The 21,162-nt window shown below is 52.6% G+C and carries 19 protein-coding genes; 13 read left to right on the top strand and 6 right to left on the bottom strand.

All coding sequences use genetic code 11. The features are described from left to right. Window positions 1-23: 23 nt before the first annotated feature. Together ZBT109_RS04950 and ZBT109_RS04945 are read right to left on the bottom strand one after the other, a co-directional pair. Entirely contained in the window at window positions 24-380 is a 357-nt protein-coding gene (locus ZBT109_RS04950; RefSeq protein WP_027706124.1) for a S24/S26 family peptidase, read from the bottom strand. Window positions 381-913: 533 nt separating this feature from the next. After that, window positions 914-1,603 carry a LexA family transcriptional regulator gene (locus ZBT109_RS04945; protein WP_084261926.1) on the bottom strand — a complete coding sequence of 230 codons (690 nt, stop codon included), beginning with the start codon at window positions 1,601-1,603 and terminating at the stop codon, window positions 914-916. A gap of 224 nt (window positions 1,604-1,827) precedes the next feature. On the opposite strand from ZBT109_RS04945, the gene ZBT109_RS14190 reads away from it, so the two are divergent. Continuing rightward, the gene (locus ZBT109_RS14190; protein WP_084261925.1) at window positions 1,828-2,169 is read left to right on the top strand and encodes an ogr/Delta-like zinc finger family protein; all 342 of its coding nucleotides are present in this window, start codon (window positions 1,828-1,830) and stop codon (window positions 2,167-2,169) included. A gap of 766 nt (window positions 2,170-2,935) precedes the next feature. Here ZBT109_RS14190 and ZBT109_RS04930 read toward each other — a convergent pair. Beyond that, complete coding sequence (locus ZBT109_RS04930) at window positions 2,936-4,120, bottom strand: multidrug effflux MFS transporter (protein ID WP_027706122.1); 1,185 nt, start codon at window positions 4,118-4,120, stop codon at window positions 2,936-2,938. Between the two features lie 298 nt (window positions 4,121-4,418). On the opposite strand from ZBT109_RS04930, the gene ZBT109_RS04925 reads away from it, so the two are divergent. The 4 genes from ZBT109_RS04925 (at window position 4,419) to putA (ending at window position 9,997) form a co-directional block, all read left to right on the top strand. Then, on the top strand, window positions 4,419-4,682 hold the full coding sequence (locus ZBT109_RS04925; RefSeq protein ID WP_027706121.1) for a SemiSWEET family transporter: 264 nt from the start codon (window positions 4,419-4,421) through the stop codon (window positions 4,680-4,682). A 647-nt stretch (window positions 4,683-5,329) separates the two neighbouring features. After that, on the top strand, window positions 5,330-5,635 hold the full coding sequence (locus tag ZBT109_RS04915; RefSeq protein ID WP_027706119.1) for an ArsR/SmtB family transcription factor: 306 nt from the start codon (window positions 5,330-5,332) through the stop codon (window positions 5,633-5,635). Between the two features lie 157 nt (window positions 5,636-5,792). Then, the gene (locus tag ZBT109_RS04910) at window positions 5,793-6,548 is read left to right on the top strand and encodes an AraC family transcriptional regulator (RefSeq protein WP_051524192.1); all 756 of its coding nucleotides are present in this window, start codon (window positions 5,793-5,795) and stop codon (window positions 6,546-6,548) included. Between the two features lie 224 nt (window positions 6,549-6,772). After that, a complete protein-coding gene (gene putA, locus ZBT109_RS04905) occupies window positions 6,773-9,997 on the top strand; it encodes a bifunctional proline dehydrogenase/L-glutamate gamma-semialdehyde dehydrogenase PutA (protein WP_084261924.1) in 3,225 nt (1,074 codons plus the stop codon). Between the two features lie 196 nt (window positions 9,998-10,193). Here the strand turns inward: putA and ZBT109_RS04900 are convergent, their stop codons facing one another. Beyond that, entirely contained in the window at window positions 10,194-10,829 is a 636-nt protein-coding gene (locus ZBT109_RS04900) for a glycoside hydrolase family 25 protein (protein WP_027706116.1), read from the bottom strand. A 217-nt stretch (window positions 10,830-11,046) separates the two neighbouring features. Here ZBT109_RS04900 and ZBT109_RS04895 point away from each other — a divergent pair, with 217 nt between their 5' ends. Beyond that, window positions 11,047-11,625 carry a sugar O-acetyltransferase gene (locus tag ZBT109_RS04895; protein ID WP_027706115.1) on the top strand — a complete coding sequence of 193 codons (579 nt, stop codon included), beginning with the start codon at window positions 11,047-11,049 and terminating at the stop codon, window positions 11,623-11,625. 205 nt (window positions 11,626-11,830) lie between these two features. Here ZBT109_RS04895 and ZBT109_RS04890 read toward each other — a convergent pair whose 3' ends face one another. Continuing rightward, complete coding sequence (locus tag ZBT109_RS04890; RefSeq protein ID WP_051524191.1) at window positions 11,831-12,700, bottom strand: ATP-grasp domain-containing protein; 870 nt, start codon at window positions 12,698-12,700, stop codon at window positions 11,831-11,833. Window positions 12,701-12,756: 56 nt separating this feature from the next. Then, on the bottom strand, window positions 12,757-13,653 hold the full coding sequence (locus ZBT109_RS04885) for a LysR family transcriptional regulator (protein ID WP_027706114.1): 897 nt from the start codon (window positions 13,651-13,653) through the stop codon (window positions 12,757-12,759). 160 nt (window positions 13,654-13,813) lie between these two features. Here ZBT109_RS04885 and ZBT109_RS04880 point away from each other — a divergent pair, with 160 nt between their 5' ends. From ZBT109_RS04880 to dusA, 7 genes are all read left to right on the top strand, one after another. Next, a complete protein-coding gene (locus ZBT109_RS04880; protein WP_051524190.1) occupies window positions 13,814-14,803 on the top strand; it encodes a TDT family transporter in 990 nt (329 codons plus the stop codon). A 560-nt stretch (window positions 14,804-15,363) separates the two neighbouring features. Beyond that, window positions 15,364-16,026 (top strand): lysozyme family protein, encoded by a 663-nt coding sequence (locus ZBT109_RS04875; RefSeq protein ID WP_145984481.1) that lies wholly within the window; start codon window positions 15,364-15,366, stop codon window positions 16,024-16,026. Next, window positions 16,007-16,408, top strand: coding sequence for a DUF1311 domain-containing protein (locus ZBT109_RS04870; RefSeq protein WP_027706112.1), 402 nt, complete (start codon window positions 16,007-16,009; stop codon window positions 16,406-16,408). Before ZBT109_RS04875 ends, ZBT109_RS04870 begins: the two co-directional genes overlap by 20 nt. Before the next feature lie 17 nt (window positions 16,409-16,425). Then, the gene (locus ZBT109_RS04865; protein WP_027706111.1) at window positions 16,426-16,923 is read left to right on the top strand and encodes an Hcp family type VI secretion system effector; all 498 of its coding nucleotides are present in this window, start codon (window positions 16,426-16,428) and stop codon (window positions 16,921-16,923) included. A 559-nt stretch (window positions 16,924-17,482) separates the two neighbouring features. Beyond that, complete coding sequence (locus tag ZBT109_RS04860) at window positions 17,483-18,190, top strand: helix-turn-helix transcriptional regulator (protein WP_169734025.1); 708 nt, start codon at window positions 17,483-17,485, stop codon at window positions 18,188-18,190. Window positions 18,191-18,717: 527 nt separating this feature from the next. Continuing rightward, window positions 18,718-18,987 (top strand): DksA/TraR family C4-type zinc finger protein, encoded by a 270-nt coding sequence (locus tag ZBT109_RS04850; RefSeq protein ID WP_027706109.1) that lies wholly within the window; start codon window positions 18,718-18,720, stop codon window positions 18,985-18,987. A 1,104-nt stretch (window positions 18,988-20,091) separates the two neighbouring features. Beyond that, window positions 20,092-21,147 (top strand): tRNA dihydrouridine(20/20a) synthase DusA, encoded by a 1,056-nt coding sequence (gene dusA, locus ZBT109_RS04845; protein ID WP_027706108.1) that lies wholly within the window; start codon window positions 20,092-20,094, stop codon window positions 21,145-21,147. The last annotated feature ends 15 nt before the right edge of the window (window positions 21,148-21,162 follow it).

The following is a 21,162-nucleotide window of genomic DNA, read 5'->3' as shown; positions in this document are numbered from 1 at the left end:
GCGCCCTATGTGAGCTAGCCGCTTCAGATGTAGAAGAACCGTCGATGCTGACAGATGACAACGCCCCGGAATATCTCCTGTGTGACGGGAAAGGCATTCCTGGGACCCAGCATTGGGATAGCCAGCATCCTGTCGCCCATTCTGATGGTGCGGTGCAGGCGTGAGTGTCGACCAATATTGACGATAATGAAGTCATCATGATGGGGATAGCGCTGCTCATCGACCACCAGCAGATCCCCCTCAATGATCGGCCCATCTACACCGGCCATATCACTGACCTCTACCAAGTAGCAGCTATCGGGGAATCCGGAGAAATCGCACCCACGAGTGGCGGGGTGACACGCATCCATGCCGACAGGACCTATGTAGTTCACATTCATTTCCGGAAGCCTTCCTCAAATATACTGTATGCATATACATATAAAACAGTATTCGGCAGTAATCAACTTGGAAAAAAGGCTATCGGGAAGAAATTTGCTCTTTCCTCAATGAGAAAAGAGCCGACACGTTCGTGATGCGCCACATTTTGCCGTCAGGCAAGCTCCTCTTCGTCTAACATCATTTCGTATCAGGTCGAACTTTCACGGCAACAATGTAGAGAATAAAGGGCTGCAGGGTTAGTATACGCACACGTAATAACAGCAGTGCGTTGCAATGTAACCCTATGAATCCGCAGTACATACGGACACATCACTCTAATAAGTCGTTTTTCTTAAAGAAAAAGTTACTTTAAAGAAACACCAAGGTTTACGCTATATTTGCTGGCGCTACGCTTGTAGACAAGGAACCATTTCCATGACGTAAGTACAGGTGGCATTCAAGGCTGATTAACGGCGAAAGGCGGTTACTGTAGGCACAAAAAAGCCCGAGTACTGTCATCAGCAACTCGGGCCTATGCGTATTCAATAGCATTTCAATCTATACGTCCTAGTCTCATACAGCAGCGCCCGATGATTTCGATATTCGCGGCATCGTCAGGGGCCAGCATTTCGCGCTCGTAGACAGGATTGTCGCTGATCAGCATTAGCGCTCCGCCCGCGACCCGCTGAACGCGTTTGATTCGCAGCTCGTCTCCCATGCGCAGCAGGAAGACGCCATCGGGCGTGCGATGCGTGCGGTCAATGATCACACGATCGCCGTTGCGCAGCGTATTGTTCATCGAGTCGCCGCGCACCCTTGCCCCCATAAGCTGCGAAGGGTCTAGTCCTTCTGCTTCCAGCTGACGCGTATCGAACAGCATGACGCACTCGATCGCTTCAGCACCGGGTAAATGTCCCGCACCTGCAGAAGCTTCAATATCATACATGGCGATAGGGGTGTACCCTTCGGGTAACGAGTCGGCCGTCCCAATACTGGAACACTCGGCGTCCGAGCCTTCCGCCTCAATAGGCCGCTCGTTACCCAAAATGAGCCAATCCAGACTGACACCATAGCGCTGTGCGAAGCGAATGCACTCATCAATGGGCACATTACCGCGCACCCGCCAATTGCTCACGCTGGAACCGGCTCGCCCCAGAATTTTGGCAAGCTGCGTATCACTGTCGAGTTCAAGCACGGACTTCATCCGTTCGACAACTTCAGCTCCGTATTTGGAATCAGACATTCGTCAGCCAACCATGAATGCAAAACGACCAATTTTCGAGTTGATAACATCCCACTATTGGGATAGATTACAGTTATCGCTTGTGATATGGGGAGAGGATACACCATGCCATCGGGGTACGTCTCTCTTTTACAACGCGATGTTGTTGGCCTTAGGACGCCAAAAGGCCATCATGACAACACCATTCAATATGAGTACACAAGAATTCACATACAGGGTTGTCTATGACCGAACGGTCCATCACATCTGCAATGTTTGATGTTAAAAAACCTATTCGAGTCACCCGGTATCACTACCACAGCACTTATCCCCACAGGAGCAGCATCATGGTAATGCGTTGGAAATGCCCTCATTGTGAAGCATCCTGCAGAATTCGCGGCAGCGAGTCCTCTCAGGAAAGTTATGGCGTCGTCTATCTGCAATGCACCAACCCGACGTGCGGCTGGACGGGTAAAGGCAACTGCGAAATCATTCGCACCCTTACCCCTAGCCATTTCGGTTCTGCCTCTGACGAGAGCAGCCCATCGCCCTGTGATACAGAGTGTCCATCGCAACAATCTGCATGACGAAATCGATCCGCTCAATTCCGTCTTGGGTAATACACTATAAGTTTCACCTATATCGGCAGTACATCGCGGCCCTGCACGAGGGCCGGCACGATCGCTGTACTGTCGATGATCCATGTCCTTCGGCAATACATGCTCAGACCAATATGGATACCCCACCCAACACGCACAATCACCACGCATCAATGCGAGGAGCGGCTTGCCAAGCGTACTCGCCCAAATAGCGTCACCGTGCTGACAATTAAAGCGCCCTTTCCTTTCTGCTCGGGCGTTCACAACGACACGCTACCTGCTTGACCATCCCACCACGGTGCGTTGCACAACAAATTCATCTTGTTCTTCGGCTCGCTGTGGCCGAGCTTGATCGCACCAAGCGATCTACGCATATGTATCGCGACATGAGCTCTTCTGACCGCTCCCTTTTTTCGCTATCTGCGAAACGGTCTCTCACCGGCAGTCATCCGATACACCGTGCTTACTCTGTGGTTCTGTGGTTCTGTGGTTCTGTGGTTCTGTGGTTCTGTGGTTCTGTGGTTCTGTGGTTCTGTGGTTCTGTGGTTCTGTGGTTCTGTGGTTCTGTGGTTCTGTGGTTCTGTGGTTCTGTGGTTCTGTGGTTCTGTGGTTCTGTGGTTCTGTGGTCGTATTGAACCAGCTGCATTTTTATCTTGCCAAGTGTTATCGATACATAAAATGACATTAAATAGAAATGTAGATACAAAAATGCCACCCCGAAAGGTGGCATCGTCAATTGTGCGAAAGAACCGTGCTAGCGACGGGTAGGTACCACGACAAAGCGGTGTGCACACCAAGCAAAGGCGTAACAACAGACAAACGTGATGCCCATGCTCAGTGCCGATACGCCCGCTATAGATGACAGCGGTAAGCAGACGCCCCCCATTGAGAACATCATGACGCCTAACACGGCAGAAGCCATACCGCTGACCTGACGCTCGTGTACCTGCATGGCCAGCGACGTGGCTGCCGTACCGATAGCGCTCACGCAGGCTACCGTCAGCAATAGTGAAGCGAGGAAAAACGGCAGCGGCAGTCCGACCAACGCCACAATCATCAGTACAACGCTTAAAATTACCGCCACTGTCAATCCATAGCGCAGCACCAGCGGTTCGCGCCCATTGCGGCTTAAGCGGGCCGAGATCTGCCCTGCGGCTACCAGCCCTGCCCCATTGAATGCGAAACAAAGGCTGAACCCCTGCGCCGTGAGGTGGTAGATCTTTTGGAAGACGAAGGTAGAGGCACCGATATAAGCAAACATGCCTGCCATCATCGCCCCTTGCACCAAACACAGCCCCATGAAACGGCGGCTGGTCACGACGCGTACGAACGCCTGCACCGTCGTGTTCAGAGAACCTTCTGCGCGCTGTTCACGCGGCAGACTCTCTTTTAGCAAGAGCAGGGTCAGCGTCAGGATGATGGCACCCAGCAGCGCCAGCACCATGAACACGCCGCGCCATGTCGTCAGATACAGTAACTGTCCGCCCATCACGGGGGCCAGTACCGGAGCCAGTCCGTTCACGACCATCAGCAGCGCAAAGAAGCGCGTTAGATCGGAGCCGCTATACAAGTCACGCGCTACTGCACGCGAAATTACGGAGCCCCCGGCACCCGCTATCCCTTGTAAGAAGCGCAGCACCAGCAACTGCTCAATGCTGGTCACCCATGTGCAGGCTAGCGATGCCAACGTGAACAGCCCCAGTGCCCACAGCAGTGGTCGGCGGCGTCCCAGTCGATCACTGAGAGGGCCGATCAACAGTTGCCCCAACCCCAGCCCCAGCAGACAGGCCGTCAGGCTGAGCTGAGTCAGCGTGATGGTCGTATCGAGATCTTTCGATACCTGGGGCAGTGACGGCAGGTAGAGGTCTATGCACAGAGGACCAAACATTGTCAGCAACCCGAGCATCACGACATAGCGTATCTTTTGCGCAGAGGTCATACCGAATTCCTTGGGTAAAGATAAGTGGCGCTCATTCTATAGCGAATGAGGGAATATTGGAGATGATAATGACTATCATTTCAAAATTAAGCGGCGTCACGCTTTTCTCGGCACCATAATGGAAAATATCTGCCCGCGACGACGTGGCCGTTCCAGGCCTCAAATCACTGTCATTATATACACTTACCACGAAAAAAATATGAGCGCTAACGTTTTCTGGGCACGTAATAAAATAGACACGCTGTCATCTGGCCGTTATGTTGGATAACGCAATCCGACCACAAAACGGAGTGTTTTCATGCTTGATAAAAAATACCGAAGATTGCTTGGTATTGCGGCAACATGCATGTCCATTGCCATGTACCTCGCCTATGTGTTTCAGATTCGGAACAATCTTACCGGCCACAAAGGCGATTTCATCCAGCCTCTCGCTGCCGCCATTAACTGCACCCTATGGGTCTTTTATGCGTGGTTCAAAAGCAAACGCGACCATCCCCTGCTGTTTGCCAACCTGCCTGGGGTCATTCTTGGCCTGATCACGGTCATTACCGCCCTGCTGTAGCACGGTTCGCTGACGAAGGATGTTCGGTTACAGAACAAAATGTCCGGTTGTCTTGCCTGACCTGATATCTTTCTGCGGCCGGATCCCCTTCGCAAGGTTCCGGTATCTGATACGCGATATCCTTTCAGGTACCGGATCGACGCGATCCCTCGCCTTGATCAAGGCAGTCGCCTTCATATCTTGATACTTCCCATCCCTACGCTTGCGTTCATCGTCTAGCAGCAACCTCTTACTGATTATTTGTCGCGCAATGCCACGAAGCCTCATGGGTGCTTTTTCTTCGCGAAAATACCGCCCAGTCCCTACCAATACGCTTATCCCATTATAAGTGTAAGAATTGTCTGGTTTTTATTTACCCTGATTGACGCCTAAAAAGGCCACTGCTTCTGCAAACGGTGACTGAGGGAATATCGCGATAGGCCGACATTATAGGTGGAAGCACCGTTACCGAGCTCATACCCGTATCCGCGCATGAAAGAGTGCTGAATATCGCACCGCTTTTTAACGGCAGACCTTACTTCCCGCTATCGAATGTCAAGTGCAGCAATTTCGATAAATAACAATGCACGCCCACTATTGCAGCTTCCGTACGCCTGCGCGATAACGCTATTGGAAGCGAAATGACAGCAGAGGATATGACCCGGCTCATGGACATCAATCTGAATGACACGTTGAAAGCACTGAGCAATCCCGTACGTCTCGATATCATGCATTGGCTCAAGGACCCATGCCGCCACTTTCCCCATCTGAATACCGATTTGGAAGAGACAGGGGTCAGTGTCAGCATCATTCAAGCCAAAGCACAGCTCTCGCAGTCCACCATTTCCAGTTACCTTGCCCTACTGTCACGCGCGCATCTAGTGACTTCTCACCGTAGCGGCGGCTGGACCTACTACAAGCGCAATGAGAAGGCCATCGAACGCGTCATTCAGCAACTGAGCACCATGATGTGACGGGCATCGCACCACGCTGAGGCCTGCTGGCGGGTAGCACACCCGTGAACAGCAGCCGAATAGACCGAGTCGCGTGCACAGCGTAGCGCTACCGGTTTGTGGCATTGGCTTTGCAGGTGATCACCAACGTCATCTGCTGCTCAAGGAGGTCCTGCCGATGCCGCTTCATTCTCTGCGCGTTCACCCATTTGCAGCCGATTACTGCCTGCACCATCATGCCCATCACCAGATCGTGATTGGCATCCGCGGCCAGGCCCGCATGGATATCGGAACACAGACGGCGTGTTTGAGCACTCATACGGGGTGCATTCTGCCCGCAGGCACTCCGCACGGTTTTCAGGGGCTGGGGGATAACCAACTGTTGGTGGTCGATGTGCCCGCCGAGGCTGTATGGGCCGTTCCAACCCCTGCGGCAATGCGACTGTTCGAGCAGCCGCGGGTATTCACGGTCGATGCGGGGCTAGCCCACTACGTTGCCTTTCTCTGTCATGACCTCGAACAGTGTGATGCGATGGCATACGACGTGCTGCTGGTGACACTACTGCATGCGCTGACCGCGCGCCTGACGTTTTCTTGTGCCCCTCGACGACTCGACACAGCGCGCTTGGATGCGTTCATTGATGCGCATCTGGACCAGCCCATTCGCGTGGCTCAACTTGCCGCACTGTTCCATCTAAGCACAGCCCATTTCACGGCGCTCTTTCGGCAGCAATACCAGACGTCACCCTATCGCTATGTGCAAGCACGCAGGATGCAGAGGGCATGGCAGCTTATCCAACAAACACCGATGTCACTTGAGCACGTTGCGGCCAGAACGCACTTTGCCGATCAGAGCGCTCTGACTCATGCCTTTCGTCGTCATTTCAATCTGACACCGCGCGCCCTGCGCCAGCGAACGCCCGCAACCGTTTGACACCATCCCCGCCCGTGCTGGCAGCGGGCGCCATACCGCCCTATCACTTGTATATCGTTCCCCCCAATCGCCTTCGTTCATTCCTGTCATCGTCATTTCCGCGAATCGAACACGAACATCCGCGAATCCGACAAGACAGGCATAAAGAGCCAACGTTACTGTCAGGCTGTGCCTATGCTGAGTTCAAAGCCGCCCGTTCACGAGACGCTTCACGGAGAATGACGATGACTATTTCTGCTCTGCCCCCTGCGGACCCTGTCCCACTGCGTTCGCCGCTGGATGCGGCCCAGTGGCAGGAACCGCTCGATACATTGATGACGCGCCTGAGTCAGGACTATCTGACCGACGAAGCGAAATTGATCCAGCGCTTCATCGCCATGCTAGCGCTGGATGAGGCTCATCGTGACCGCGTCGATGCCGGAACAGTGACGCTGGTAAGACAGGTGCGTGAACGCGCAGGCCGCGGGCGCATGGTGGATACACTGCTTCAGCAGTATTCGCTCAGCACGCATGAGGGACTGCAACTGATGTGCCTTGCCGAAGCGCTGCTGCGCGTGCCTGATCGCTATACCATCGACGCGCTGATAAAGGACAAGCTGAGCGTGGCCGACTGGCGCGCGCATCTGGGCCAGAGTCCCGCATGGTGGGTCAATGCATCCACTTGGAGCCTACTGCTGACGGGGCGAGTGCTAACGCTGGATGACCCGACTGATGGACATCCGTCCAATACGCTGAAGACTTTGGTCAATCGGCTGGGCGAACCGGTCATCCGCAAGGCAATGATGGCCACCATGAAGCTGATGGGACATCAATTCGTGCTCGGCCAGACCATGAAAGAGGCGCTGAACCGTTCACGCCAGCAGTTCCGGCAGGGCAACACCTATTCCTATGACATGCTGGGGGAAGCCGCACTGACCCAAGCCGATGCCGATCGCTATGCTCAGGCCTATGCCGATGCCATTCAGGCTGTGGGGACGACCGAGATTCCTCCCGAAACCCCCATGCCATCGGTGTCGATCAAGCTTTCAGCCCTACACCCTCGCTACAGCGTAGGCCAGCAGCAACGTGTCATGAGCGAGCTGGTGCCGACGGTCATTGACCTTGTGAGATTGGGCCGCTCCCAAAACGTCGCGATCACCATCGACGCTGAAGAAGCGGCGCGACTGGAGCTGTCGCTGGCTGTGTTCGAAGCCGTGTATGCCTCACCTGAGGCACGCGGCTGGGGCGGCCTGGGATTAGTGGTGCAGGCGTACTCACGCCGGGCACTGCCCACCCTGTACTGGCTAACACGCCTGAGCGATCAGCAGGGGGACCTTATTCCTGTGCGACTGGTGAAAGGGGCCTATTGGGACGCCGAAATCAAACTGGCACAGCAGCTGGGACTGGAGGACTACCCCGTATTCACGCTGAAGAGCAATACAGACGTGTCCTACCTTGCCTGCGCCCGCTATTTGCTGTCGGGCAATACTGAAGGGCGGTTGTTTCCCCAATTCGCGACTCATAACGCGCATACCCTGATCAGTCTGTTGGACATGGCCAACGGCCGCGCCTTTGAGTGTCAGCGCCTGCACGGCATGGGGGAAGCGTTGTATGAAACGCTACTGGAGTCCGCACCGAAGGGCCTGTACTGCCGCATCTACGCGCCCGTAGGTGCTCATCGTGATCTGCTACCTTACTTAGTGCGTCGACTATTGGAGAACGGGGCCAACTCTTCGTTCGTGCATCAGCTGCTTGATGAGCGCGTACCGCCCGAACGGCTGTCCCGGCACCCCATTAGTCTGCTCGACGAGCGTGACACGCTGGTGAGTCACAGGATCGTGCCACCACGTGCCATTTTTGGTCCTTCTCGCTCTACTGCCAAAGGATTCGATATGAATATCCACGCACAGTACTCTTCGTTTGCCGAAGCACTGGCACCGTTTCTCGATGAAAAGAAACAGTGGCAGGCAGGCCCGCTGGTAGCGCACGACCCGCTGCTGCCCAGCGAAGCCTCTTCGGCCTCCACTCATCAGGTCACCAGCCCTTATGACCATCGGAAGGTCGTGGGCCAGGTGCTGTGGACCGATACGGCCACCGCCACGGCGGCTGTTGACACGGCTGAGCTGGCCTTCAAAGCGTGGTACATGCGCCCTATTGAGGAGCGCGCCGCATTGCTAGATCGCTGCGGCGAAACGCTGGAGACCCATATGCCGGAGCTGGCAGCGCTGTGCATCCGTGAAGCAGGCAAACAGCTGAACGATGCCATCGCCGATGTCCGTGAGGCCATCGACTTCTGTCACTACTACGCCGATCAGGCACGGCAGCAGTTCGGCAAACCAATGGAGCTACCGGGCACCACGGGTGAAACCAACACGCTGGCTGCCGAAGGGCGTGGCATCTTCGTCGCCATCAGCCCGTGGAACTTCCCCGTTGCCATCTTTACCGGACAGGTCATGGCCGCGCTTGTGGCGGGCAATACGGTGCTGGCCAAACCGGCCGAGCAGACATCGCTGTGTGCTTATCGCATCGCTCAGCTGATGCATGAGGTCGGGGTACCTTTGGAAGTACTCCAACTGCTGCCCGGCGACGGTGCCGAACTGGGCAAGCATCTGCTCAGTGATCCCCGCATCAGCGGCGTAGTGTTCACCGGTTCCAACCCGGCCTCTGTGGCGATCAACCGTACGCTGGCCGCACGCGATGATGCACCACTACCGGTGCTGATTGCCGAAACGGGCGGCCTTAACGCGATGCTGGTCGACGCGACGGCATTGCCGGAACAGGTGATTCGTGATGTAGTCGAGTCCGCATTCCAGAGCGCCGGTCAGCGTTGCTCGGCCCTGCGCATACTATACGTGCAGGAAGACATTGCCGACGGTGTGATGGAAGCACTCAAGGGAGCGATGGATGAGCTTAAAATCGGTGATCCGGCACAGCGTTCCACCGATGTAGGGCCGGTTATCGATGAAGAAGCGCGCGAAGGACTGCAGGAGTACATCGACAAGTGTCGTGCGGAAGGCTGTATCTTGCATGAAACTCAGGTGCCCGATGAATGGGCGACCAACGGCAGTTTCGTGGCACCGACAGCGATCCGTCTGTCAGGCATCGAAGCGCTGGATGGTGAGCACTTTGGCCCGATCCTGCATGTTGCCACCTACAAGGCAGCTGACGCAGACAAAGTAATCGATGCCATCAATGCTCGCCGCTATGGCCTGACTTTCGGCCTGCACAGCCGCAACCAGCAGTTCACTGACCATGTGATGCAGCGCGTGCGCGTGGGCAACGTCTACATCAACCGCAACATTATTGGTGCCGTGGTAGGTAGCCAACCGTTCGGTGGCCAAGGACTGTCCGGTACCGGCCCCAAAGCAGGTGGCCCGCACTATCTGCAGCGCTTTGTGACCGAGAAGACACGCACCATCAATACGACCGCACAGGGCGGCAATGCCTCACTGATGGCAATGGGCGACTAATCGCCCTCTTCCTGCGCGCTTTTCGTGTGTGACAAAAGCAGCACGGGCATCCTCACAAGAGATGCCCGTGCCGTATGTCGCGTACAACATTCACAGCGACCGCACTTACCCCTCCCGATAAGCGCGTCTGATGCGTTGCTCGTCAGCCACTGCGGCTGCGCTTCATGTTATCCCTTCTATTCCCGCTATCAGCGGTTCAACAAGACGGCATCCACAAACGTGAATGGTCGAGATCAACATCGCCATCAATGCCCGCCACACGCCCTTTGCTGCTGTATTGCCACACGCTCCAGTCCTTGCCTGCTTGCTGCCAAGTATCCGGTATGGTCGGGGTTTCGACGTTCCAGTTGGCAATCCATAGCCCATAGCGGCTGAAATCGTGACGCTGGGCATCAAGGTGATTGCGCCAAGTATTGTTATCGCAGTAGATCAGCGGCAGCGTTCCACCCAGCACGCCGTCCTGCTCTAGTTTCTGCAGCAGTTCGAAGGCGTTGTCAGCCATCTGCTCGTTGGTGGCATCAGTGTTGCGCGCGGTTTCGATATCAATGGCCAGTACGTGCACGGCCGGATCAAAGCCCGCTGCACGCAGCGTATTGACGATATTGTTCTTCTGCTCTTCAGGCGTACTCGAGGTCGCACGGAAATAGTGGTAAACGCCAACCTTTAGCCCTGCTGCGTTGGCCTTCTGCCAGTTTTCAGTGAACCGAGGGTCAACAAACGTACCGCCTTCGGTCGCCTTGATGAAGACGAATTGCATGCCGGCATCACGCACAGCATTGAAGTCGATGTCACCTTGCCAGCGCGACACGTCGATACCGTTCAAGTAGTCCATGGTCTATTGTGCTCTTTAGGTCATGAAGAGAAGTGCCGTGAGGAACAGCCATCGATACGTGCTTGCCGACCGCTGTCCATGACGGCCTGAGTCATGACGCAGCATGCCTGCGCCCATAAGACCTGCGCTATAGGACAGCGTTGTAAGGGAACCTCTGCGGCCTTTAAGGCTCATAGGGAGACGAGGCGTCTTTTAACGGACACCGGAGGACGGAATCATGCGTGAGTTGGAAAAGGCCAGTGCGGGCCTGCTGTACGATGCACTTCACGATCCTGAACTGCGTGCATTGCGCGATCAGGCCGCGGATCAGCTGTACGACTACAACCACAGCCGCCAGACGGATCGGATTCGGCGCCAGACACTGCTGGCCGCTCTGCTGGGTAGTTTGGGCGATGAGGTTACGATCACCACGCCGTTCCATTGCGAATACGGTTTCAACCTACATCTTGGTGACAACGTGCATATCGACACCAACCTGACCGTCTTCGATGGGGCAAGGATCGATATCGGCAACAACGTGTTCATCGCTCCCAATGTTGGCCTGTATGCTTCCGATCATCCGATGGATGCCGAGCGCCGCAATCAGGGCATGAAGCATGCCAGCCCGATCACGATTGGTGACAATGTCTGGATCGGTGCCAGCACCACCATCCTGCCAGGCATTACCATTGGAGAAGGCAGCGTGATCGGCAGCGGCAGCGTGGTCACTCACGACATTCCTGCTGGCATGGTGGCGTTCGGGAATCCCTGCCGTGTGGTCCGCCCTGTCTCAGAGCAGGACACACCCGGATCGTAGCGATCTAACGCCTTTCTTGAATCCTTGAATCCCCGATGTCATTTCGCCCGACACGAAAAAGGCGGCCCAACAGTGGGCCGCCTTTTTACATTTCCCTGCATCCATTCGCCACCATATGTGCCGTGCGCAACTACCGCAGGGTCTGCGGTTCACCCTACTGAGCCTCCGCATGTAAAAAACGATGTGTTCATGGCAGCGCGGACGTTCATGCGTTCACAACATAGCGTGCCAGTGCCTCAGCGCTATCCGGGAACCTGTCGAGGAACAACTGCGGTTCAATCAGTTCGAGCTCCATCAGTGCCCGGTGCCCTTCGTTATCATCAACGATGTCTACGCGTGCATAAGCAGGCGTTTCAGGCAGTGCCGCCATCACTGCTTTAACCAGCGCGTGGTCTTCTTCATCCGGCAAGTACTCGACCACACGACCACCATAAGCCCCCTGCACACGGAAATCGCCTTCGGCAGGCACCTTGCGCACCGCATGTTGCAGCTCACCACCAATGGCGACAAGTGACACTTCACCGTCAGCAATATGGCGCTGGAACGGCTGAATCATCACGTCATGCTGGCGATGCAGCCTGACCAGCTCAGCACTGTCCAGTAGCTGGCGTCCCGTATCGAAGCGCAGCGTGTCGTGCGCACTGGCCGATACGGTGGGCTTGACGACCACCGGCTGTGACAGCCATTCATCAGGGAGCACCAGTTCAGCGAGGGTATCGGTATGCAGCAGATAGCGCGTTGGCACGACGGGAATGCCCGCCGCATCAAGGTCGTTCAGGTAGCGCTTGTCTAGGTTCCATGTCAGCAGCGCTGCGGCGTTGAAGCACTGGCAACCCTGCGACACACGGCGTTCGATAAACGCGCGGAACGCATTGACGTGCAGGTGATAGTTCCACGTTGTGCGCACTACCAGTGCGTCGATACCGCGCCATTCCTGCTCGGGGCCATCCCAAGCGATACAGCGCACCGTGGCCCCCTGCCGCTCAAGCGCGTCCTTGAGGCGCTGGTTTTCCTTGCGCCCGCCAGCGTCCTGCCCCTGTAACACGGCAAGGGTCGTCACAACGGCAACGTTCATCGGCCTTTCCTCTTTCATTCATGGGCATGGCAATTAGGCCAGCACGGTGAGCGTAATCAAGCGTCGGCAACAGCCGTGGCGAAGGCCATCCACTGACGGGCCGCTGCTGACAGGTATTTATTGCGATGATGGCAGAGCGACAGCTGGCGCGACATGGTATCAGGCAGCGGTACGGCGCGGATGGCTTCACGAAAACCACTGCGCTGTATCAGCAGCGTCGAACCGAACGTCAGCCCCAGCCCTTCCGCCACGCTGGCCATGATGGCATCGAATGACGCCATTTCCAGCACGATCTGCGGAGCGTCATCAAGGTGTGGCCTGATGTGCCTTTCATACTGATCGCGGGTGCCCGATCCCGGCTCGCGCAGCACCCACGGTTGGTGCTCAAGCGCCCGCCACGGCACGCCGCCTTCAGCATCGCACACGCTCAGCACCTCGTGGTTGGCAGCACACAGTACTGCCAACGTATCACGCTGCCACGGCTTCATCATCAAATCAGAGTGGGTGATCGTACCTTCCACCATCGCAAGATCGCATTCGAACCGCAGCAGCCGCTCCTGCAGCGTCTGCGTATTGTCGACCACGACGCGTGGCATCCAACCGTACCGGGCCTGAAAGCGAGCCAGCAAGGGCGGCAACAGATAACCCGCTATCGTGCGGCTTGCACCCAGTACCAGCGAAGGCTGCTCGCTGTCACCGACCAGTGTGGCCCCAATATCATCAACGCGGGCATGAATCTCGTCGGCCAGCGGTACCAACCGTTGCCCTTGCGCATTGATAGACAGCCGACCATGGTGGCGATCGAACAACGCACACCCGAGTTGGCGCTCCAGCTCTGACAGCGTCTGCGACACCGCGCTCTTGGTCATACACAGATGCTCGGCCGCCTGCGTCAGCGACGACGCCTGAGCAATGGCCAAAAAGACGTCCAGCTGACGCAGCGATAGGCGCATCGGCTTCCTCCATTGCAGATTTTCTACAGCATACTGCTAAACCTATCGACCACAAGCGTTAAGAACAGCTGAACACCACCTTCGATATAAGCAAATATCCAGAGTGAATAAGCCTACGTATACTGGGCCTTCTCTGATGAATCTTCGTTGGGAACAGCACATGACCACTGCACGCCTACGGCCCGTTTCACCGTGGCTCAACGCCCTGAGCCACTGCCCAGTGCCCCTAGCCGGGCTGGCGCTCGCTATTGCAAGCCTAGGCAATGCGCTCGACAGCGCCTTACCGCTGCACGGATACGCCCGCGCGCTGTTGGGCAGCATAGCGTTATGCTGCCTGCTACTACTGACGGCCAGCGCCCTACTAGCCCCCCGTCGCATCCATCAGGTACTGATGCATCCCGTAGCGGGCGGCATTGTACCGACATTCTGCATGGGCTGGATGGTGGTCACCCGCGCTCTGCACGATGCGGCGCCCGCCCTGATGGGCCTGCTCTGGAGCATGGCCGTCGTTCTTCACCTCTGCGCCTTGATACGCTTCGCCTACTGCCGCTGGCAGGCACGCTGCTGGCAACATATAGCCCCCAGCTGGTTCATTCCCCCTGTCGGTATTATCGTAGCGGCGCTGAGCTGCCCATCAGCTTCATACCACACGCTCTGTCTGTGGCTGCTGGGGCTGGGCATGGTCAATCTGACCATCCTGATGCCGTTGATGCTGTACCGCTTATTAATGCATCCACCGCTGGATATGGCCGCTCAACCCACGCTTGCCATTCTCGCCGCACCGGTTAGCTTGGCACTTGCAGGCTATCTCACCGGTGTCGCTGCCCCGTCATTATGGCTGTGTGGTCTGCTGGGCAGTATCGCGGTATTGATGACCGTGCTGGTCTATCTGCTGCTGTTCGCACTGCTTAGGCGGCCATTCATCCCCGCTTTTGCCGCATTTACTTTTCCAACCGTTATCAGCGCGATCGCGCTTCAAAAACTGGCGCAGCTGCCTGCGCTGAGCCAACTGTTTCCGGCCCTCTCACGCCATATCGGCGTGGCAGCCAACATCGAACTGGCCGTGGCTTGTGTGATCGTTGGTTATGTCAGCGCGGGTTTTATAAAACTAGCCTGCCAGACCGTCAGTACCCTACATGCCGACCGCTAGCCAGCAGCAAAAAGCGAACCATACTCCCGATGCCATCTGCCCAATGAGGTGCCATTCAGAACAAGGCTTGTTGCGCTAAAGCCTTGTAGCGCGATACGCCCCCTTATTGCCACGCCTTTGACCCGCTTCATGGGGTGATGAAAACGCACTCTTTTATTGTGAAGGCTATAGCCACTGAGCCATCAGTGAGTTGGCACAACATATAGACCATCACTGCAATGGCATTATTTGACGCGATCATGCCGGCATTCAAATTAAAAATCGCCATTAATACCCCTATATAGATAGACAGCAACAGTGATTTATCTATCAAGAGGCACACCTATGGCATCGGGTTTTGGTCCAGCAGTAAAAACAAAATAATTCAACAAAAAAAACAATATAGATAATTTATCCAAATTTATTTTGTACCTTCCATCTTCCATACAGTTTTTATCCCTATTCCACCCCCCTTACTGCCTTTTGGTACAGCTCTTTATCTGGTGACAGCAGCACTGTGGTGTTGCAAAATTGTGGGAGCTGGTTTGCACACAATTTGAGTGAATTGAAGGGGAAAAGAAATGGCGAATGGGTACTATCCATCTGGGTATTTTACGTTTCATGCCGAAGGAGCAAGTACAAACCCTGCAACGAACTCATTACATTTTCCAAAGGGAAAATCAGGAGTAACAATTGGTCCAGGATACGATCTAAAAACCAGAACAAAAGATGATGTTTATAGAGACATGATCGCTATTGGAGTCAGCAAAGAGGATGCAAATATAATAAAAGAAGGCATTGGAAAAATGCACGAAGAAGCTCAACGCTTTGTTAATGAAAATAAAAATAAAATAAAAAAACTAACAAAAGCTCAAAAAATAATGCTTTTTAAAATCATATGGAACTCAACGTACTATACTGGTGCGAAGAGTGTATACAAGGCTAGAGTGCCTAAGAAAGTTTTTGAAAAAGATACCAAGATATTAAATAAAACAGATTCAAAATTATTTTTGAATAAAACAAACTGGGATGATTTAAATGATAAAATTTTAGATATAGCTGTAGACTTGCATTATCAAGGTGCTCTTGCTAAAAATAGCTCCTTACAATATGCTATATCCAAAAATGACCCCTTGTATTTAGCTGACTGTATTGAAAAATTTCCCGATTTAGTTTCTTATGACGGAAACCGAAAAAGAATACCTTATTTGCGAGGAACCTTCAGTGGCCCTTCGGACTTCTAAAATACTTTTTCTACTAAGTTTTATTCCTTTAAGTATTTGTCATGCCAAAGAAATCAATTCTTGCTATGACGAACCATACGCATACAAAGTAACGGAATGCTTTAATGAAAAAATAGAAAGTCAGAAAGAGGAATATGGTAAAATAAGAAGCAAGTATATAACCGAAGTTTCAAAAATGACAGATGACTACAAAATATTTGTCAAGAAAGAAAAAATGGTGAATACTAAGTGGTTAAAGTTGATAGAAGAAGATTGTAAGATGAGAGCCATGTCTGCCGGAGAAGAGGATGGCGAGGCTTATGGTACTGCCTACTTAGCATGTACTTACGATAGATATGTTGAACGAACTAAGTCTTATAAAAACTTCTTTATTACAAACTAAATATTAAGGTTGTTAAAATGGCTTTTGATGCTTATTTAAAAATTGATGGAATTGTTGGCGAAGCACTCGACAGCAATCATAAAGATTGGATCGAAATCACAGACTTTCGCTACACAGTAGAGCAAATTATTTCAACCACAGCATCAAGTGCGGGCGGTGCTACTGCCGGAAAATCAAACTTCCCAGATTTTAGTATTAGCAAGCATATTGATAAAGCATCTCCTAAATTGTTTGAATTATGTGCGTCAGGAAAGCATTTAAAAAACATTATTGTTCATGTGAATCGTGCAGGCGGTAAACAAGAAAAGTACCTTCAGATAAAACTCGAAGAAGTCATTATTACAAACGTTTCGGCGTTTGGGAGCACTCATGATGACTTACCTCTTGAACATGTGAGTTTTAACTACGGCCGTATCTCGTTCACATACATCCAGCAGAGCCGTGCAACAGGCCAGGCTGGGGGTAACATCAGCGGTGGCTGGGATCGCGTAGCTAATAAAACGTATGCTTCGTAATCTTGAAGTCAGTGTAAAGAATAAGAAGCCCGCATGTGCGGGCTTCTTATTCCAATCAAAATTATTTATGAGTGCTATTTTATTATCATGCTATTTTGATAATCTTTATTAAAATAATAATTAAATACGAATTCATGAACTTCTATAATCTCATCCACTGTATTTAAACATACCTCTTTCTCCTCCAAAATACTATCTATATAGCAGATAGCAGATAGCAGATAGCAGATAGCAGATAGCAGATAGCAGATAGCAGATAGCAGATAGCATTAATGCCCATGTCAATATATCTGCCAGTCATTATTAAAACGTTTTTATAGAGAGTATTACTAACGTATTTTCCTTGCACTTATCTAGTTTCTTTCACTTTTTCTATTAATAAATTAATCTTTTCTCCATGTTTATAACGATATATTATAGCACTTAAGTAACCTCTTCCCAATAGGCCCACTCAAAAAGTGGGTCTATTTTTTTGTAGCTGTTCTTTCGCGCAGTGGTTTCACACGTAGATTTCTTTACAGTAATGAGATAAATAATGGTAAATGTAGGGTGCGACAAAATGAACAGTCACTGGCAGATAGATTTATACAATAGATTGAATAATGCAACAGATATGCAAGATGTTTTAGACACAACGCTCAAAATAGTAAAGAATTGGGGGTTTGATTATTGTGGCTTTCGTTCGAAACTACCTATGCCTTTAGCTAAACACAGATTTTCTGCATTAAGTTCAAATGAAGATAAGATTAGCAAAAAAGCAGAAAATGGAGAATATGATAACTCACCACTTCGAAAGCACTGTTCACAATCAATAGAACCAATATTTTGGGGAGGCACATCAGATGAACCACTATTTCAACAAGCACCTGAAATGTGGGAAGAATATCATGGTTCTGGTCATCTAGGTGGTTGGGCGCAGTCTATAATAGAAGCTGAAAATATGTATAGCATGTTTTTGGTTGACAGCCCTTTTATATTAACTAAGAAACATTTTGAGTATGTAGATTTTAAGCTACAATGGGTTGCAACAGCAGTGCTAGCTAGAATGAACCAAATTAAATTGAGGCCTGTTGTACAACTTTCAGAGCGCGAAAAAGAAGTTTTAAAATGGACAGGTGATGGTAAAACTGCTGATGAAATAGCACAAATATTAATCTTAAGTAACAGCACTATTAATTTTCATCTTCGAAAAGCAATGTACAAACTCAATGCTTCCAATAAAACCTCAGCTGTCGTCAAAGCAATCTACTTAAACCTTCTCCATTAACTCTCTCCTAGGTATTTGGTCCTGGGAAGTTGGTATACACCTCTTTCAGGAGGTGATCCATGGCTCAGATTTTTCACAAACGCGCCACGACAACGCACGCCATGCGAGCAGAACTACAGCGATCAGTGGAGTCGGTCACAACGTTGTTTTTTACGCTCAAAAAGATAAGCAATCAGGGGCCATGTACCTTCAGGAAGCTCGTAACGCCCTGCCATGAAACAACCCCGGTTAATGTGTGCGATCAAGCGTACCAAAAAACGTTTTCGTACAGAACCTAAGCCTTGTAGCGCGATACGCCTCCCTTATGGTCATGCCTTTGACCCGCTTCATGGGGTGATGAAAACGCACTCTTTTATTGTGAAGGCTATAGCCACTGAGCCATCAGTGAGTTGGCACAACATATAGACCATCTATCACTGCGATAGCATTATTTGACGCGATCATGCTGACATCCAACTTGAAAATCGCCATTAATGCCCCTATATAGATAGACAGCAACAGTGATTTATCTATCAGGAGGCACATCTATGGCATCAGGTTTTGGTCCAGCAGATGGCGTTCAGGATACGATTGCTGCAACGCTTGATAATGCGGTCGATCACGCTCGATCACAGCTGGAACGCTCACAGTCACGTCCCAGCCGCACCCACTGTCTGGAGTGCGGTGAGCCTATCCCGGAAGCGCGCCGAAAAGCATCTCCCGGCTGCCAATACTGCATCGAGTGCCAGGCCAGTCACGACAAGCGCTTTCACGACAGCTACAACCGTCGTGGCAGCAAGGACTCTCAGTTACGTTGATATCAACGGCCTGCGTTATTGCAGGCCGTTTTGCTTCTTATTAAAAGGCTGTTTCATAACCTAAGTGATTGCTTTCATCCTTTCTAAAATAGATGCCTTTTACCGCAATTTTTGTGGTTTAAAGCCTCTTCAATGGCATGGTATTGAGGTTATGAAGCACGCTCTAAAGAGCGATTGCTGCTGCCTGCATGCACATGGCGTTTTTGATTCACCGTCATGGGCCTGCGATTACCACCCGCTCGGATGCGACTCACCATGCCGAGCATGGCAGGGCAATTAGAGCATGTGGGTCTGGTGCAGCAGCATTCATGCCCTCCGATATCAATGCGCGCTTTTACGCACCACCTCACCCTTGTCGCTGTTGCAAGGCAGAAAGAACCAAAGCCTCACTGCGATACACTCAACCAGTAATAACAAGTCGTCAATACACCCAAGCCTCCGTAAGCGCGTGCTACTGCGAATATGCACAACAGTGACTTTCTTTACGAAACGGGATTTTCTAATAGGGATTTTCTAATAAAAAGAGGACGTACCGACAATATAGGGCCACTAAACGATTAATACGCTCGCTCACTATTGTTTCCATTGTCCAGCGGTCCACTCTGATACTTCACCTTTTATGAACCCCCATAAATAGAGCGCTATGCCAGACAACGTGTAAACTGCCTTTTCGATGCGGGTGATGGCTCTGAAGCCAAACCTCCCACGAACTAGCAATGCGGTTATGATCCGCCCTGGGTTCGTGATGCTCGCATCACTTGAACGCTCTGAGACCCGCACTTCGTAGTCGGATGCCGCAACGCTCACAGTAAGCCGACCAGCGAACCTTTATTGCTCAGGTTCGTGCCCCTACTATTAATCGTTTATTAAGAACGAAGTGGCACCGTCGCATACCGCACCGTGTATGTTTCGTTGACCAATATAGGCATTTTGTCGTGATAAAAAGCGTGGTCTATAAAAAGGCGCATGTAATGGACTTCTTATGAAGCGCTTTTCACTCGTTTAGTACAGCGCTATTTACCCATATCAATAAATAGCAGCCTATGCCTTAGCATACGAGATATGCGACAATCCCGCCTCTGACCTTTACTGATATACCACTTTATGGCCACTGATACTCGATACGACGCGCTTTCAGGCGCTGCGGCACCTGCTGCCGATACCGCTCGACGCTTTTCCGTTGCGCCGATGCTGGACTGGACAACACGTGACTACCGCGCTTTCGCTCGCTGTCTGACACGCCATGCGCTGCTCTATTCAGAGATGGTCACGACGGGAGCCATTTTGCACGGCACGCCGCGCGGTCGTTTCCTCGACTATAGCGACGTAGAGCACCCCATTGCGCTGCAGCTCGGGGGAAGTGACCCCGTCGAACTGGCCGAGTGTGCCGCAATCGGCCAGCAATGGGGCTACGACGAGATCAACCTGAATGTGGGTTGTCCCAGTGATCGCGTGCAGAACAACATGATCGGTGCCTGCCTGATGGCGCACCCCGACAAGGTCGCACGTGCCGTAGAGGCCATGCAGCGTGCCGTTGATGTACCGGTGACGGTGAAGTGCCGGATCGGGATCGACGATCAGGACAGTGAAGCCCACCTGACCCAGTTCATCGACACCGTGGCGGGTGCAGGCTGCCGAACCTTCATCGTTCATGCCCGCAAAGCGTGGCTGCAAGGGCTGTCGCCGAAAGAAAACCGTGATATTCCACCGCTCGACTACGACCGCGTGCACCGCCTCAAGGCCGCTCGTCCCAACCTTCACATTGGCATCAATGGGGGCATCACCTCACTGGAGGCCTGTCAGCAGCAGCTTCAATACGTCGATAGCGTGATGATCGGTCGTGAGGCCTATCACTCCCCATATCTGCTGGCCGACGTTGACCGGCTCATCTTCGGCGCAACGGCTCCCGTACCGTCACGCATTGACGTCATGCAAGCCTACCGCCCGTATGTCGAGCAGCGTCTGGCCGAAGGCGTGCGCCTGCACACCTTGTGCAAACCTATGCTGGGCCTGTTCCACGGTCAACGCAGCGGCCGCGCGTTTCGCCGCTTACTGTCTGAAAGGACCACTGTCAAAGGCGCAGGAATTGAGGTGTTCGACGAAGCACTGCAGATGATGCAGGCCGCCGCCATGCCTCGCCCCAGCGTCGACACTGAGTAAGCCTATCGTTCAGCC

This window comes from Zymobacter palmae (assembly GCF_003610015.1).
Taxonomy (GTDB): Bacteria; Pseudomonadota; Gammaproteobacteria; order Pseudomonadales; family Halomonadaceae; genus Zymobacter; species Zymobacter palmae.
The sequence above is the reverse complement of the archived record's forward strand: the minus strand, read 5'-3'. Positions and strand labels throughout refer to the sequence as shown.